The sequence below is a fragment of the Gemmatimonadota bacterium genome, assembly GCA_009838845.1.
Taxonomy (GTDB): Bacteria; Latescibacterota; UBA2968; order UBA2968; family UBA2968; genus VXRD01.
The window spans coordinates 1-16427 of sequence record VXRD01000019.1 but is presented as its reverse complement, the minus strand read 5'-3'; the positions used below and the strand labels follow the sequence as shown (position 1 = coordinate 16427).

Sequence of the window (16427 nt, the reverse complement as noted above, 5' to 3'; positions counted from 1 at the left end):
AATCTTCTGAATTACTGGCCTAATACCGGCGCATCTTCTGGCCTGGGAATATTCACAAACCAGGCAAAAATAGCCACCAGCAACACCGCTGGCGCCAGCGCGTAAAACGCGGGTGCATAAGACCCCGCAGAACTAAAAACAGATTCAATAAACCACGGACCTGTTGCAGAAGCCAAAACCGCAAACACCTGTGCCGCGCCCTGAATCTTACCCAGATGAAGACGGCCAAAAATATCTGCCCACGCCGTAAAAAAAATCACCGAAACCACACCGCCTGAAAACCCCAACAACCCCGCATGTACCAGAGCTTGCCCCGGCGTTTTAAGCTCCGGAAACGCGAGCAAATAAACGCCAACCGCCAGCATCGCAATCGTCATCAGCCTGCCCAAAGACCATCGGCGCGCCGCCCAACCCGCTGTAAAATTCCCCAATAACCCCGTCGCCATAAACACCGCCATCGCATATTGAAACACCGTCTCATCAAACCCCAACTCCCCCAATATAGACTGATTGAACAGCATCACCCCCGCAATAACCAGATTGTAGAGCGCACTCCCAATAGCAAAAACATAAAAAGCCGGTGTCATCAATGCCTGTACGAGCGTAAAACCAACCACCGGCTCATCCGACTCATCATCTTTTACAACCTCGGTATCCAGCCCAACCGCCTCCGGATCTCGACGAACAAATAGCAGACACAAACCAGATAGAACCATCAAAATCCACCCCAGCCCCGACCACATAACCCGCCAACCCTGCTTGAGCACAACATCGCCAGCAACAACAATAGCAACCGCAAAACCCAGACTCATAAGCACGGCAAAAATACCCATCGCAACACTCAACCGCCGCACAAACCACTTGCCAACCATCGTCAAACTAACCACAGACAGCGCGCTCTGCCCCACACCCCGCATCAAAACCAGCAACAAAAGCAAAAAACCAGCACCTGTCATCTGGCTAAAACCCAAAACCACCAGACTCAGAACAAATAACACCGACGTCACAACAGCGCGAACCCCAAAGCGATCAATACTTACACCACAGATCAAATTGAAAAGCGCCCCAAAAATCGTCGCCCAGAAATTCATCCTGGCAAAATCGAGCCGGGAAATACCCAGATCCGCGATCAAAGGCTCCGTAATCAAACCAATACCAACACTTCTGCCCGGTAGCGTCGCCACCATCGCAACCGCCGCAAAAATCAGAACCACCCAACCGTAATAAAACGGCACACGCGCGGGCAGCGCATTGCCAAAAATATTTTTCGAACTCATTCCACACACGCCTTGAGCTTTGCCAGACCCTCTTCAGCAACCACAACAGACCCCTTCTCCCAATAACCCGGATTAAACAACTCCAGAGACAACATCCCCTCATACCCCACATTCTCAAACCCCGCCACAATCTCTGCCCAGGGCGCCAAACCATCCCCCGGATAAACCCGATCCGCATCTGTTATGGTATCCCTGCCGGGCGACGCTGGATAATCATTCACATGCACCAACCCCAACTTGCCCGGACCCAGATGTTCCAGCCCGTGAAAATGTCCACTCCCTTTATACATATGATAAACATCCGCCAGCAGCACCGTATCGGGCCGCCCGCATTCAGCCGCCACCAGCAAAGCCTCGCCCAAAGTACCCAAAGTCTGCGCAATACCCCAAAACTCCAGCAGGGGTCTCGCCTGAAACCCGGCAACCTCATCCACCAACTCACCGTAGCGACGCGCCACAGAAAACAAATCCACATCCCGGTCTCGAATCCCAAAAGGCGGTGCCGCGACATACGTGCAATTGAGCGCATCGGCCATCTCAAAACAGCGATGCGCCTCTTCAAGCCCCTTTGCCCGCTCCTCATCCTCTGGCACTGACCACTCAAAAAACGCGATCAAATTGACAATCTGAATCCCCCTATCCGCTGCCTTATCGCGTATCTCAAACAGCGAACCACCCCCTGCAACCCACGCATCAATTTCTGCCACCCACGGCTCAATCCCCTCATAACCCGCATCCGCCGCAATATCGATGGCATCGACCACCGAAACACCCTCATTGCGAATCGTGCTGGTATTCAAACAATACGAAAAACCCATTTTTATTCTCCTCAAATACTCGGCAAAGGTGCCGTATCGCCCGTCTCGTGCTGCCACAAGCGAATCGCCGCCGCCATATTGCGAACGCGATCCCGGTGCTCGGGCGCATCGAACAAATTATTCTCCTCAAAAGGATCGGTATTCAAATCGAACAACTCGCACTGATCGCCCGCACACAAATTCAACTTCCACCGGTCGCCCGTCACAACACAGCGCCACGGCAGCGTCGCCACCAAATTGATATCCGGATTCCCCAAATTGCGGTCGCCAATCCCATTCCACTCCATAAACGCCATGTGTTCCCTCAAATCGCGATCACCCGTCAAAGCACCCGCCACACTCTCACCCTGACACTGATCTGGAATCGGCAGACTCGCCAGATCCAAAAGCGTCGGAACCAGATCCGCGTGACCAAACACCCCATCCACCCGCGTCTGTTCCGCACTCAACCACGGCACATGCATCAAAAACGGAACCCGCGCCGACTCCTCGTAAAACGCCCGCTTCTCCCACATGCGGTGATCGCCCGCCATCTCGCCGTGATCGCTCGTAAACACAAAAATCGTATTCTCCATCTGACCCGTCTCATCCAGTGCCTGCACCATCTTCCCAATGGCATCATCCACAATCTTCACATTGCCCAAATACTGCGCCCGCAACTTCCGCCAATTCTCATCCCGCGTCATATCTTCTGCCACAACCCGCGCATCCGTGGTATTGCGATAAAAATCCGAACGCACGCGATTAAACAGCGAATGCCCTTCCGGATGCTTCAAAAACGTCGGTCCCACCGGAATCTCCTCCGGATCGTACAACCCGTCATAGGGTCCCCGATAAGGCGGATGCGGCTCAAACGTACTGGCAACGAGCAGCCATGGCCGCTCCGTATTCTCGCGAATAAACCGCTCGGACTCCGCGCCCACATAAGCCCCAATCTGCGCGGAAGCCGGCATCTCCGCGCGTTGTTGGGGCGTAAACCTGTTGGGCACATCCGGCACAAAGCCCTGATCCAGCAACCACTGGTGATACCCACACCCATCCGCAATACTGCACCACTCGTCAAACCCGTGCTGACAGTTGCCATCATCTCCCAAATGCCACTTGCCCACATACCCCTTGCGGTACGTATCGGGCATCATCTCCGCAATGGACAACGTCTCCTCCCTCAGCGGAATCCCATTGACCACACACCCATGCGAATGCGGATAAAGCCCGGTAATCAGCGACCCCCGCGCCGGCGTACAAACCGCCTGCGTCACATAGGCATTCTCAAAAACAAAACTCCGCGCAGCCAGCGCGTCGTGATGCGGCGACTGAATCCACTCATTGCCATAACACGCCATTGTATCCGTGCGCTGCTGATCTGTAATAATAACTACAATATTTGGTTGACGAGACATTGTTATCTCTCCTGAATTTCAAAATGCCTACCTTCTTTAGCCGCTTGCCATTGGTCTTCTGTGTCAATCTCGGCACCGGGGTCGCCCTGTTGTTTCATCCAGCAATCGAGCTCGGCAGACAGGCGTTTTTGCGCCTCTACGTGTGCGGAATCATCGGCCAGATTATTCAACTCACAGGGATCCTCATCCATGCGATACAACTGCTCGGGGGGGCGGCGCATGTACCGATCCACCAAAAACCGCGTATGCTCATTAAACGTCGTATCAAAAACCCACGTCGGCCAGTACTGGTGCCATCGAAACTGCCCCATCAGATGCTTCTCAATATAGATCGCCTCGGGCGTCAGATTGCGAATATAGTGATACGTACCATCCGTCACCGCGCGGATCGGATAGGGCGGACCCTCGGGAATATTATTATGCATAAAATACGCGAACGCCCGATGCGCATCTGCCTCCCCCAACAGCACAGACATAAAACTCGACCCATCAAAATCAATCGCACCTGAATCACCACCCGCAGCCTCAATCAGCGTAGGCGCGACATCCTCATACTGAATAACCGCATCGGTATATCCCGGCTTCACCACGCCGGGCCAGCGCACAATAAAACCCGTATGAACACCCGTATTCCAATTCGTCCACTTGCACCCGGGAAACTGCGACCCCTGCTCAGACGTAAAAATCACCAGCGTATTATCCGCCTTCCCGGACTCATCCAGCACCGCCAGAATCTCACCCACCTCCTGATCCAGCACCTCGATCTCCGCCAAATACTTGGCATAATCACCCCGCGTCTCCTCTGTATCTGCCAGATACGGAGGCAACTGCAACGCATCCAGATCAAAATGCTCGGGATTGCCCAGCGTCCACGGCGCATGCGGCTCAAAAAGCCCGGTCACAAGACAAAAAGGCGCATCCCGATCTTGCTCCACAAACGCGCGAATCCCCGCAACGCCAAACTCGGGATCGGGATGCGTGCATCCCCCCTCAATACCCGGCACATATTCAAAAGGAAAACTCTTATTGGGACCCACATGCTTCTTGCCACACAGCCCCACGCGATACCCCAGATCCCCCAGAAAATGCGGAAGACTCCTCGTTCCCGGACGCGCGGCAGAATGATTCCAGCACGAACCATTGCGTGCCGGATACAAACCCGTATAAAGCGCCGTGCGGCACGGATTGCACATCGCCATAGGCAAATACGCCCGATTAAAAACCAGACCATCCTGCGCCAATCGATCAATATTCGGCGTATCCACATTCTGCCCCCCGTACAGCGACAAATCGAGATACGTCGCATCATCTGCAATCATAATCAAAATATTCGGTTCCATAACCCCTCCTTTTGCAGCCCCAACCGTACCAACAACTCTGACGGCGCATCAATAGCGCGCAATTTCTCAACCATCAAACTCTGCATACGAGCCAGCGCATCTGAATCACTATCGGCAAGATCATTCTCCTGATCGGGGTCCGAAGGCATGTGATACAACCGCGTCTTGTGCTTCTCGGGATGTCGCGCAGGCGTCTGCTTGCTCCGAAGCACATCGGCACCCCAATCAAACTGATTCCGATTCGCAATAATACTCGAATAAGCATACACCGGCGGATTGGACTCATCCACCCCCTGCAACAGCACATACTCCCCATCGGTAATATTGCACGTCCCCGAAAACTGACCGTACAAAATCGCATCGCGCCCGGGCACATCCTCATCCCGCAGAAACGGAATCAAACTCTGCCCGTGCAAATTCACCCCATCGGGCACCGCCAACCCCATCGCCTCCACCACAGTCGGAAAATAATCAACCGGCTGCACAAACTGCACGGGACGCGCCCCGTGACCAAACTCGGGATGCCAGACAATCATCGGAATCCGCGTAATCTCATTCCAGAGCACCCAGTTCTTTCCCGTACGCCCGTGATCGCCATTGTGCGTCCCGTGATCCGACGCGAGAATAATCATCGTATTATTCATCAGCCCCATACTCTCAACCTGATCGAGAAAATGCCCCACCCAGCGATCCACCATCGTCACCTCACCCGCATAAATCGCCTGCACCCGCTTCAACTCCGCCTCCGTCAAATTGCCATCCACCCAATCGTAAGGCGCCACCGGATACTCCATCACATCGTCTTCAGAATCATCGTACAACTTCACATAGTGGCGTGGCGGATCCCAGGGCTCGTGCGGATCAAAAGAATCAATCATCAAAAAGAACTCCTGATCGGCATTGTGCTGAAGCCACCGCGCCGCCCTCGAAAACAACTGCGGCGAAAACCAATCGCGCTCTTCCTTGCGGATATATTGCGCATTGCGAAAATGCGGTTGCTCGGGCCTGTTATGCGGCGGATAATCCAGCGTCCGATTCTCAAAAACAATATCCGAATCCGTCACATACCGGTCCCGCTCCTGCCCGCGCACAAAATCAAACCCCGAAAACGGACGCCAGTACCCACTGCCCGGATTGCTCGTCCAGTGGTGATACACATCCGTAAAAAAATAAGACACCTTACCCGCCTCATGCACCGTCCCACCCAGCGTCACATCATCAGGCTCTATACCGCCCCATCCCCGCCACGGAAACTCGTATCGCCCCGTCGCAATATCCCGCCGACACGGCAGCGTGGGATACGAAGCCAAATACGCATTCTCAAAAACCGCGCCCCGCTCGGCAAAACGATCTATATTCGGCGTGTGAATTCGAGAATTGTCATAACACCCCACGTGATCTCGGCGCCAGGTATCCAGCACAATCAGAATAACATTCATAGAAAACTCCTCATGTATTTTGTTGTGACGGGCGACCACGAGGGTCGCCCCTACTCATGTATTCAAAACCTCTTCTACTCGTATCCTCAGATCTGCCACAGAACCACCCACGGCATTGAGCACCACAGGACCAGCATACCCATTCGCCTTGAGCGCGAGGACCACATCCATATCATCCTCCCCAACCGTCACCACACCCATGCGCTCCACATACTTATCCACAATCCCAACAGCGTTATCAACATCCATCGCATTGAGCCAGACATGCGCGCGCGCGGGCAAATCGGGCATCAAAACATCAAAATCCGCCGCACTTTCCAAACACGTATCCACCCCATTCCCGATATTCAGCGTCACATCGGGAATACTTTCAAGCAACGCATGCACACCGCTCACCAGAGCCTCGCGCGCCTCGCGGGAACGCGCACCACAGAGAAAACTCGCACACCGCAAGCGAAGCGCACGCGCCAGATGAACATCCCACTCAACCTGCCGAAAATTAGAACCTGGATCATCGCGCACATGTAACCCCATCAACGCCACATCCGCATCGTCGAAATAATCGCGAATCATCCTCACCGACGCATCTGGATGAAAAGGCGAACTCGCCGTAAACGCACAATGCAACACCATAGCATCAAAACCCGCTGCCTTCGCAATCTTCAAGGCAGCGGGCAACACGGCTTTTGGACACATAACAGGATCAAAACACAAACGCAAAACAAACCTCCTTACACTTCTACATCCCCTCCCAATACGCCCACATATCATCCGGATCTTCAAACTTGAGATCATCCCAATTCGTCCACCGAAAACGCGTAATAATCGCCATGCGAATCTCATCGCTACAATTCATACTCGCGCTGTGAATCAAATGACTATGCCAGAGCATCGCGGACCCCGCTGGCCCAGAAATCTCCTCATAATCCTCCTCATCCCAATCGAGAATCTCCAGCGGCCTCGTCGAACGCGGTTCGCCCTCGTAAATCGGCAAATCGTAAAACTTCTTACCCAGACTCACCCGCGAATGGGTCTTAAAATAATCCGCCATGTGTTTATGCGTCCCCGGCCACACGCAGGTACCCCCGCCCTGAGGCTTCACATCATTGAGATACAGCGTAATACCCACCGTCCAATTATTCACAACGCCGCTGCCAAGCCCGTGCCCATCCATATGATTACCCCTGGGTTCTTCCCACTCCCCACCCTGCGGAAACCGCAAATTTGCCGACGTAACTGGTGGATGCAAAGGCGCCAAACGCCCCTTACCAGCCAACTCTTCAACCATACTGTACAACGGCGAATCGTAAACCAACGCGTGAAACGCCGCATGACCATCCATCCCCTGAGACCCCTCTTTCCCAACCCACGTAGAAGGATCATTGCGATCCACAGGCAAATGATCCCAGATCACATCTCGCGCAGCTTCCATCTGTTCGGGCGTCACCACATCGCGTTTAATCACATAGCCCTTCTCTCGAAACGCCTCTTTATCATCAACCGTCAAATAAGCCATCACACGCTCCTTCCATCGGCGATATACCGCTCGACCATCTCCCTGAACTCGCGCACAATACCCGGTTCTCTGCCAAACTGATTATACGACTCAAACGGATCATCTTCCATATGATAAAGCTGACCCCTTGCCCCCGGCACAGGACCCGTGCCCACACATCCATCCACACCGCGCCCCATATCTCCGGAATTATCACAATCGACAATCAACTTCCAATCCCCTCGCCGAATCGAAAACACCCCCATGCAGGAATGGTGTATCAAATCATCTCGAACTGGCTCAGTCTCACCCATCAACGCGGGAAAAAAACTCGCACTATCTTCACCCGCATCCTCTGGAAGCGTCTCCCCCACAATATCCGCCACAGTCGCCATAAAATCCTGCAACCCGACCAGCGCATCGCAAACCGAATTGGGCGCAACAACACCCGGCCAGCGCGCGATAAACGGCTCTCTGTGCCCCCCCTCCCAGATAAACCCCTTAAAACCGCGCCAATCACCGCAGGACTTGTGACCATACGTGCGACCATTACAGCCAGGCAAAGCCCCATTGTCACTCGTCACAATAACCAGCGTATCATCCGCCAACCCACAGCGATCCAGAGCATCCATCACCTGCCCCACCATCCAGTCAACCAGCGCGACCATATCTCCCCGGGGACCCGCCTCACTCGCACCGCGCAAAAACTCCGGCACACACGCGACCGTACACGGTTCGTGCGGCGCAGAAGCCGCCAGATAGAGAAAAAAGGGCGTATCTTCATCCCCTGCCCGCTCCTCAATATACGCCACAGCCTTCTCCGTAAAAGCCGGATCCGCTTCCTTGTGGTCCCAATCCGGAACCATCAAACCGCGCCGACCACCCGCCATCTCAACCGGCTTTTGCACACTCGGAATACCCACCGTCTGATCCTGATCGATAAAACAATAAGGCGGTTGCGCCGTCGAACAACCCGATGTCCCGTAAAACCTGTCAAACCCCAGCTCAATCGGACCGCCCGCAATCGGCTTTGAAAAATCGATCTTATCTTCCTCCACAGGATCGGGTGATCCACCCGGCCACGGCAGGGGCTGATCAAAATCAAACACCTCACCATCCTTCACCCCCCAACCCAAACCCAAATGCCACTTGCCAAAACACCCCGTGTGATATCCACAATTCTTCAACAAAGAAGCCACCGTCATACGCTCGGGTTCAATCAACGGCAATTCGTAATTGAACAACACATGGCTCTCCAATTCTGTGCGCCAACAATAACGCCCGGTCAAAATCCCATATCGCGTGGGCGTACACACCGCCGAAGGCGAATGTGCATCCGTAAACCGCATCCCCTCGCGCGCCAACCGATCCATATACGGCGTGGGGATCTTCGAATGCGGATTATAACATCCCACATCTCCATAGCCCATGTCATCGGCGAGGATATAAACAATATTCGGACGTGTATTTGGCATCTCTAACCTCTCATATTGATCCACGGTTCATCCCCCGACACATCGACCAGCACTTCACCATCGAATTTAGCCGGAGACAAAATCGCCAGAAAAACCAGATCCTCATCCCCGGCATTATACGTCCCATGCACCATATCCATCGGAATATGCGCCGCATCTCCCGGACCCAGAATTCGCGAACCCCTATCCACCCACTGTTCCGCCGTTCCCGCAATCACATAAATAATCTCTTCCATACACGGATGGCGATGAAACGCGTGCGCCTTGCCCGGCGGCATCGTCACCCGCACCAGCAACAAATGATCCGCCTCGGTCAACCCCTCCCGACTGATCCACTCATGCGGTCCCCACGGCAATTCCTCCACCTGCACATCGGATTTTGTGATAAACCTGAGCACATCGGATTTTGACATCGCGCACTCCTTCTCGCGCTTAATAAGACTGAAATTAGCCAGAATGAGCCAAATCTTTTATTAACAAATGATTATACATATCAATTCGAAAATAAGACCGAATAAGACCGAATAAGACCGAATAAGCCAAATCTTTTATTAACAAATATTTATATCGTATCAACTTGCAAATAAGACCGAATAAGACCGGAACAGAATACAACTACGATAGCAGTTCATTAGCAAACACTTGGATTACAAACGATTCCACCGTGCGCCGCGACCATGTCCCTTGGGCACAACCAGCTCGAGAATTCTCAAAGTATTCAAATCTCTCCGCACCTGCCGCTCGCTGGCCTGCAACTTCATCTGGGCGTATATCTCGCGCAGTGCCAGACCTTGACCAGCCTGATCCAGCAGAGCGAGAATCGCCTGTTGTCGCTCGGTCAAGTCTCGTCCCACGCGCTGGGGTGGCACGTATTGGCTGGGGCGAAAGCGCACCGTCACGCAACCGGACACATCCTCAATCTCGGGTTGCGGCAGACCGGCAGATGTTGTCAGTTCCGCCATCTTGAGCGTACCGCGTCCCCATTGCTCAATGATACCACGTCGGTAGAATACACCAGCGATCAAGGGATTCCACGGCAGCGACTCATGCGTCTCAAACAATTTCTCCGCAGTCAACCCAAAATGCAGCGAACCAGACGAAGTCACCTCAAGACGGTCATCGTATATCGCCACGGCCACTGAGCCACCGCCAATTGAGTAATCCCGATGGCATAGCGCGTTCGCCAATGCCTCGCGCAGCGCGACCGGTGGATAGAGCGGCTCATCCACCCGCTCAAAGATATTTGGAATGATGCGTCCCGCTATGGGCAAGTTTTCGATCATAAAACGCTCTGCTCTTGTAAGCAAGGTGAAAGCATTGCCGCGAAACTGTCGATTATCGAGAAATTCCGTGCGATCAATGCCGCGAAAACGGGCAACCCGGAGCAGACACTGAGGCATTTCGGCCTCAATGCGCTCAGTAGCCCCAAACAGCACAACCGCGGCACGCAATAATACGCCGCCTTTGATTAGCCCAAGACCCCGCAACAACGCCTCTGGATCGCGTGTCCCCGGATCCTCGGCGCGTCCTCGGCGGATTGCTTCATCAACCGTGCGATGGATCTCAGCTATATCGAGATCATTAACTGACCAGTCGGTGGCAGGCTGATTCTCCCAACGTTGTTCGCTGTGCATCCGTTCGAACAACATTTGATTGTACTCATCACGCGACATAGTCAAATTGGTATTTCCAACCCGGCGGTAGGCGATGCCTCTGTAGCTGTAAGGCTTCATCTGACCTTGATTAACGCTCACCACAATCACCTCCCGACCTCCTTCCACAGGAACTCGCTCAATTGCGGGAAAGGCTGGCGGGTCGAGTTGCTGGATCTCCCTACTCACATCCTCAACCGTGCGATCACTCACCTCCTGGCCAGTCACTTTTCCTCCCGGCGTAACGCCAAATAGCACATGTCCTCCCCGATGATTGAGCATAGCACAAACAGTTTGAGTAGCCTCGCGACGGCGTCCAGTCGTCTGCTTAAACTCCAGCGTCTCGGACTCGCCAGTTGCAATTAGAGATGTGATATACTCAAGCGTCATAGACGAATCTCCGCAGTGCGTCGTCTAATCTTGATCCACTCAGGCGGTTCCCGAAGCAATTCATCCACATGCAGGTCTTCTTGTGTGATAAACTTGAGAACATTTGACATGGTTATCTTCTTGGAAAGTGTGCCTCAATTATATGTCAATCCAAGTGCCATTCACTTTTCAAACGGTCAATTAGCCTTTTTTGGCGCTGATCCAAAACCTGCGAAGTCCATTCCAATTCATTTACCACTTCTGTGGTTAAAGCGAAGGGGGTAACATCGCCCTGCTGGAAATATTCGTTCTTTTTCCGCTTGAAATCGTAGTTCTGTGCTTGTGAGTTTTTTCGCCGTGATAGCAGTACAAGGTTTGCGAGTCTGTGTGTCCATTGTGCCCTTTCTTCTTCATCGGGAAATTGCATAACCCATCTCGAATTCAAGGCCGGATTCTGGGGAAGTACATGCTCGATAGAAATTGTCGGATAATCATATCTTGCACCTGCACCGGCCAATAAGCTGTCGAGCCGTAGCAGAAGCGGCCTTGGTACTCGTGGCAGAGAATAAATTGGGCCGTCTAATACCCTCAGTATTTCCCCCTTCTCCTCAGGCGAAAGCTCAAGTGCCTCCCCAAAAAGTTTTTCGTCATTCCCTGTATCTATCGCTTGAAGAACCTGCGCATATCGATTTATACGCCCGTTGATGTTCACCCGCATGATAAACATTCCGTAAGCCAGTCGCTCCAAACGACGAACAAACTTCAACGCATCATTATTATTTGGACCGCTATTGAAGAACGCCATAGCAGGCGGAACCCAATCGGAGTTGTCGAGTCTTCTCAAGTGTTTCAGATAAAGGGAAAGTTTGATTTCCTCAGCACTGGCCCCATATTCACTTTTGTAGTCCGCTCTCGTTACTTTCTTATAAGTGTCGGCAAAAGGGGTGAGCACATCGTCAATGAAGTTTTTGTTTTTTAGGCAACTCATGACGCCATCTCTAAACTCCTCACTTAACTCTCCACGGGCCTTGTCTTGAATATAAATCATGCGTATATGAGTAAAGATATCTCTGAAATTATCGCGGCCAATATCCTCCTCAATATCTTCCCACGCTTCTGTATATTTAGGACGGATGCTTTCAGCCATTGCCCCGATTATCTCCGCTTTCAGAATATCTGTCGGAGATAAATCAAGGCCTCTGTCATTCATTACCGCAAAGATGCGGTAGGCGGAGCTCTGGTCAGATGTCGAAACGACAACGAGATAGCACCGCTGGCTGATGAACTGTGCAAGTCTGTCACGTTGCTTACTATCGAGATCCTGTAGTTCTTGCCATAGATGCCTGGCGTTCTCAAACATCCTCTGCTGACTATCTGGCCGTTTCGTAGTGTCTTTTTTTACAAAATTCCGAAGCTGACCGGACTTCTGCACATTTTTTTGAAAAAAATCTCTATCGCGCTCTCGAGGAGTAACACGAAAAACGTCTTTTGTGCCTTTGATCTCGCTACCTTCCTGCCAAATAAACTCGTCTAAATCCCTCTTTATCTTCTCATCTGAGAGTTCACGCAACACACAGAGTAATATGGTAAGTGTAGTCAAGCGCTGCTGCCCATCAATAACTTCAGCTAACGGGTTTTCCTTTTCCTTTTTTATGATGACGATGCTGCCCAAAAAATAGGGAGGAGCCTCATTCATCTGTTCAATCCTACCCATTGCATACAAGAGGTCGTCAAGCAATTCGCCTGTCTGTTCAGTCGTCCAGGCATATGGACGCTGATATGGTGGTATATTAAAGATGTACTTATCACTGAAAACGTCCAATAATTGTAGTTCTGTAGCTTCTATTGTTGCTGGCATTACATTTTTCTCCTTCAAAGAGAGAGTAGTATAGTTATTGCATCTTGGTAGGACATTGGCTACCCCATCGTGGTATAAATCATACGCCGCTTCACTCTCAAATCAAATCTCGCGCATCGACAATAGCTTTCAACTTTGCCTCCGCCACATTTGCCGAAGCCACGGGATTATCGGCGAACGTGGCAAAACCGCAATCGGGTGTCAGCAAAACGCGCGCTTCTCCAAACAGATTGATCGCCGCTGAAATTCGCCGCTGAATATCTTCCATCAACTCCACCGAATCCAGCTTCTGATTCACCACACCAACACCCACGCGCTTATCTTCCGGAACTGCTTTCAACACATCCACATCACCAGCCCGCTCGGTGCAAAGCTCCAGAAACAGCGTCCCCACATCCACCCGCTTCAGCACATCCATCAGCGACCCATACCCCCCGGAAAGCGCCGCTGACTCATCCCGCGTCCAATTGCCCCGGCAAATATGCAACCCCAGCCGCACCCCATGTGTCCCGCATCCCATTCATCTGATACGACAATATCCCGTTCATCCGACATCATTTCCTTCATTCCTGCGGCAATTCCTCGGCACTGATATCGATCTCCGCGATCAACCGCGCCAGATCTGCTTCTACCTCTACCTGCACATCGGCATACGCCGGATCGCCGTACACACTCGTCATCTCCCAGGGATCCTTCTCCAAATCGAACAAATCGCGCTCGCCGGTTCGATGTACTGCGAGCGTATAGTCTTGCGTACGCACGCCATAGTGCTTGGTCGGCCCATCCCAATACGCATAAAAAGCCGACTGCCGCCAATCTTCTGGCGTATCCCCTTCGCACAGCGCGCGAAAACTTCTGCCCTGCACTTCTGCATCGGGTTGCAACCCTGCAAAATCGAGATACGTCGCACCAAAATCCACATTCACCACAATATCCTCATTCACCGAACCCGGTGCAATCGCTCTCGGATACCGCATCACATAAGGCATGAGAAGCGACTCCTCCAGAATCAACCGCTTATCAAAATACGAATGCTCGCCCAAAAACATACCCTGGTCAGACGTATAGACCACAATCGTATTCTCCGTCAACCCCTCCTCATCCAGATAATCCAGCAACCGCCCTACACCCTCATCAATCGCCACAATACACCGCAAATAATCCTTCACATACTTCTGATAAGCCGCCTGAATCTTCTCCGTCGTATTCATCCCCGTCGTATCCAACCGCCCCGTAGGCCACGCTCTTCCCCGGACGCCCTCATCCATCCGCTCGGCCTGCGAGAGCATCGTGCGGTGGTGATTCTCCAACGCGCTGGACACCTTGTCAAACGGCTTATACAAATTCGACGGCTCGGGCAAATCCCCATCCGTGAACAAATCCGCATGACGGGGCGCGTACTCCCACAAACCATGGGGTGCTTTGTGATGGCACAGCATCAAAAAAGGCTTATCCGGATCGCGCGCCCTCAACCAGTTGAGCGATAAATCCGTAATAATATCCGTCGCGTACCCCTCGTACTGCGTCGGCTCGCCATTGCGCGTAAACGACGGATCAAAATAAGCCCCCTGCCCCGGCAACACCTCCCAATAATCAAACCCATCCGGATCAGACCCCAAATGCCACTTACCCGCAATACCCGTTTGATATCCAGAAGCCTGCAACTGCCGCACGAAATTGGGGTGATCGTCACTCAGCGGTTGATTCAACCGCAACACCCCATTTTTATGGCTATATTGCCCCGTAATAATACTCGCCCTGCTCGGCGAACACAGCGCATTATTGCAAATACAATTGTCAAACCGCATCCCCTCACGAGCGATGCGGTCAATATTCGGTGTATCCACCACCTCATTCAGCCATCCGTTATAACAACTGATGGCATTCACAGTATGATCATCAGACATAATGTAGAGAATATTGGGACGCGAATCAGACATTAAACCCTCCTTTAAAAAAAATATCACCGCTCCGGAACATAATCATCAATAAATTCCGGCATCATATCCAACACCTTTTGCAAGCGTTCGCGCGCCTCTTCAGAATCGGCATCGCCTTGCCCCAAAACAATATCGTGCTCTTCCAGCCGATCTGCCGGCACATCGTAAAACCGCCCATCGTGATAAATTTTAAACCGATGTTCTCGCGCAAACTGTCCCGCGTGATCTTGCCCAAAACCAAAACGCGGGTTGTAATGACAAAAAATCCAATCCCTCGGATCGCCCTGTTCGCCCCGCAACTGAGGCAAAAAACTGCGCCCGTCACACGGCATCCCCTCTGGAATGGGCGCATCGGCCAAATCCATCAGCGTCGGCAAAAAATCGCTAAAATCCACCAGATCATCTAATACCACACCCTCTGGCGCCACACCCCTCCAAAAAGCAATAAAAGGCACATGTGTCCCCGCATCGGGCATCGTACCCTTACCACCCACAATCTCAACACCACCCTCAAGCTGAGACGTAATCGTGCGATGCGTACCATTATCACTCGTGAACATCACCAGTGTATTCTCGAGCAAATCGAGCGCCTCGAGCTTCTCCACAATCCGTCCCACCAGCGTATCCGCATACGCCACCATATCGGCAAAATAGCGCGTATCTCTCTCATCCCTGCGAGTTCTATCCCGCCACTCCGGACTATCGGGCGTGGGAACAAAAGGCGCGTGAACCAGAATCATTGGATAATAAGCAAAAAAAGGCACATCCCGATGTCGCTCAATAAAATCCAGCAAATAATCACAACAAATATCGGGACCATACCGATCTTCGATATAATCGTCTGGCAACCATTCCCCATTGCGTTCAATTTGCGGATTTGCATATCGCCCCTTTGCAACGCGTGCAGGATCTTCTGGAAGCGGCGTCATATTCCACAAACAATGCTCGTCAAACCCAAAATGCGCCGGCATCTTATTATCCTTGCTCAACTGCCACTTGCCCGCAACACACGTAGCATACCCCGCATCCTTTAACAAATTGCCAAACGTCTTTTCTTTGGGATTCAAATAGGCGAACCTGTCGTAATTCCGAAAATTGTACTGCCCCGTCATAATCTCCACACGAGAAGGCGTACACAGCGGCGTCGAATAACAATGCGAAAAGCGAATCCCCCGCGCTGCCAGATCGTCCAACACCGGCGTCTCATACGTCGTACTCCCATAACAACTCAAACACTCAAACCCCATATCATCTGCCATAATCAGCACAACATTTGGTCTCGCCATACGCTCCTCACCGGGAATAATTCTATTCATTTCGGGACAACTAAAATATACCTTCAATAGATGTGACTCTTATCCACA

14 protein-coding genes are annotated in these 16427 nt (G+C 52.2%); all 14 read right to left on the bottom strand.

Translation table 11 applies throughout. The features are described 5' to 3' along the window. Positions 1 to 11 precede the first annotated feature (11 nt). Positions 12 to 1277, bottom strand: coding sequence for an MFS transporter (locus F4Y39_02645; GenBank protein MYC12607.1), 1266 nt, complete (start codon positions 1275 to 1277; stop codon positions 12 to 14). Then, positions 1274 to 2095, bottom strand: a complete 822-nt coding sequence (locus tag F4Y39_02640) for a sugar phosphate isomerase/epimerase (GenBank protein MYC12606.1) — start codon at positions 2093 to 2095, stop codon at positions 1274 to 1276. Before F4Y39_02640 ends, F4Y39_02645 begins: the two co-directional genes overlap by 4 nt. An 11-nt stretch (positions 2096 to 2106) precedes the next feature. Then, positions 2107 to 3495: a sulfatase-like hydrolase/transferase gene (locus F4Y39_02635; protein ID MYC12605.1), complete on the bottom strand. Its 1389-nt coding sequence runs from the start codon at positions 3493 to 3495 to the stop codon at positions 2107 to 2109. A gap of 2 nt (positions 3496 to 3497) precedes the next feature. Beyond that, the gene (locus tag F4Y39_02630; protein ID MYC12604.1) at positions 3498 to 4835 is read right to left on the bottom strand and encodes a sulfatase; all 1338 of its coding nucleotides are present in this window, start codon (positions 4833 to 4835) and stop codon (positions 3498 to 3500) included. Next, positions 4817 to 6274, bottom strand: a complete 1458-nt coding sequence (locus tag F4Y39_02625) for a sulfatase (GenBank protein MYC12603.1) — start codon at positions 6272 to 6274, stop codon at positions 4817 to 4819. The genes F4Y39_02630 and F4Y39_02625 overlap by 19 nt, the downstream gene beginning before the upstream one ends. Before the next feature lie 54 nt (positions 6275 to 6328). After that, the gene (locus tag F4Y39_02620) at positions 6329 to 6994 is read right to left on the bottom strand and encodes a hypothetical protein (protein MYC12602.1); all 666 of its coding nucleotides are present in this window, start codon (positions 6992 to 6994) and stop codon (positions 6329 to 6331) included. 19 nt (positions 6995 to 7013) lie between these two features. Beyond that, positions 7014 to 7790 carry a phytanoyl-CoA dioxygenase family protein gene (locus F4Y39_02615; GenBank protein ID MYC12601.1) on the bottom strand — a complete coding sequence of 259 codons (777 nt, stop codon included), beginning with the start codon at positions 7788 to 7790 and terminating at the stop codon, positions 7014 to 7016. Next, positions 7790 to 9244, bottom strand: a complete 1455-nt coding sequence (locus F4Y39_02610; GenBank protein MYC12600.1) for an arylsulfatase — start codon at positions 9242 to 9244, stop codon at positions 7790 to 7792. The genes F4Y39_02615 and F4Y39_02610 overlap by 1 nt, the downstream gene beginning before the upstream one ends. Before the next feature lie 2 nt (positions 9245 to 9246). Next, positions 9247 to 9657 (bottom strand): cupin domain-containing protein, encoded by a 411-nt coding sequence (locus tag F4Y39_02605; GenBank protein MYC12599.1) that lies wholly within the window; start codon positions 9655 to 9657, stop codon positions 9247 to 9249. A 234-nt stretch (positions 9658 to 9891) separates the two neighbouring features. Continuing rightward, a complete protein-coding gene (locus tag F4Y39_02600; GenBank protein MYC12598.1) occupies positions 9892 to 11286 on the bottom strand; it encodes an AAA family ATPase in 1395 nt (464 codons plus the stop codon). Between the two features lie 145 nt (positions 11287 to 11431). Next, entirely contained in the window at positions 11432 to 13123 is a 1692-nt protein-coding gene (locus F4Y39_02595) for a DUF262 domain-containing protein (GenBank protein MYC12597.1), read from the bottom strand. 97 nt (positions 13124 to 13220) lie between these two features. Continuing rightward, positions 13221 to 13643, bottom strand: coding sequence for a hypothetical protein (locus tag F4Y39_02590; protein ID MYC12596.1), 423 nt, complete (start codon positions 13641 to 13643; stop codon positions 13221 to 13223). 43 nt (positions 13644 to 13686) lie between these two features. After that, complete coding sequence (locus F4Y39_02585) at positions 13687 to 15063, bottom strand: sulfatase (GenBank protein ID MYC12595.1); 1377 nt, start codon at positions 15061 to 15063, stop codon at positions 13687 to 13689. A 23-nt stretch (positions 15064 to 15086) separates the two neighbouring features. Beyond that, positions 15087 to 16379 carry a sulfatase-like hydrolase/transferase gene (locus tag F4Y39_02580; GenBank protein ID MYC12594.1) on the bottom strand — a complete coding sequence of 431 codons (1293 nt, stop codon included), beginning with the start codon at positions 16377 to 16379 and terminating at the stop codon, positions 15087 to 15089. Between the last annotated feature and the right edge of the window lie 48 nt (positions 16380 to 16427).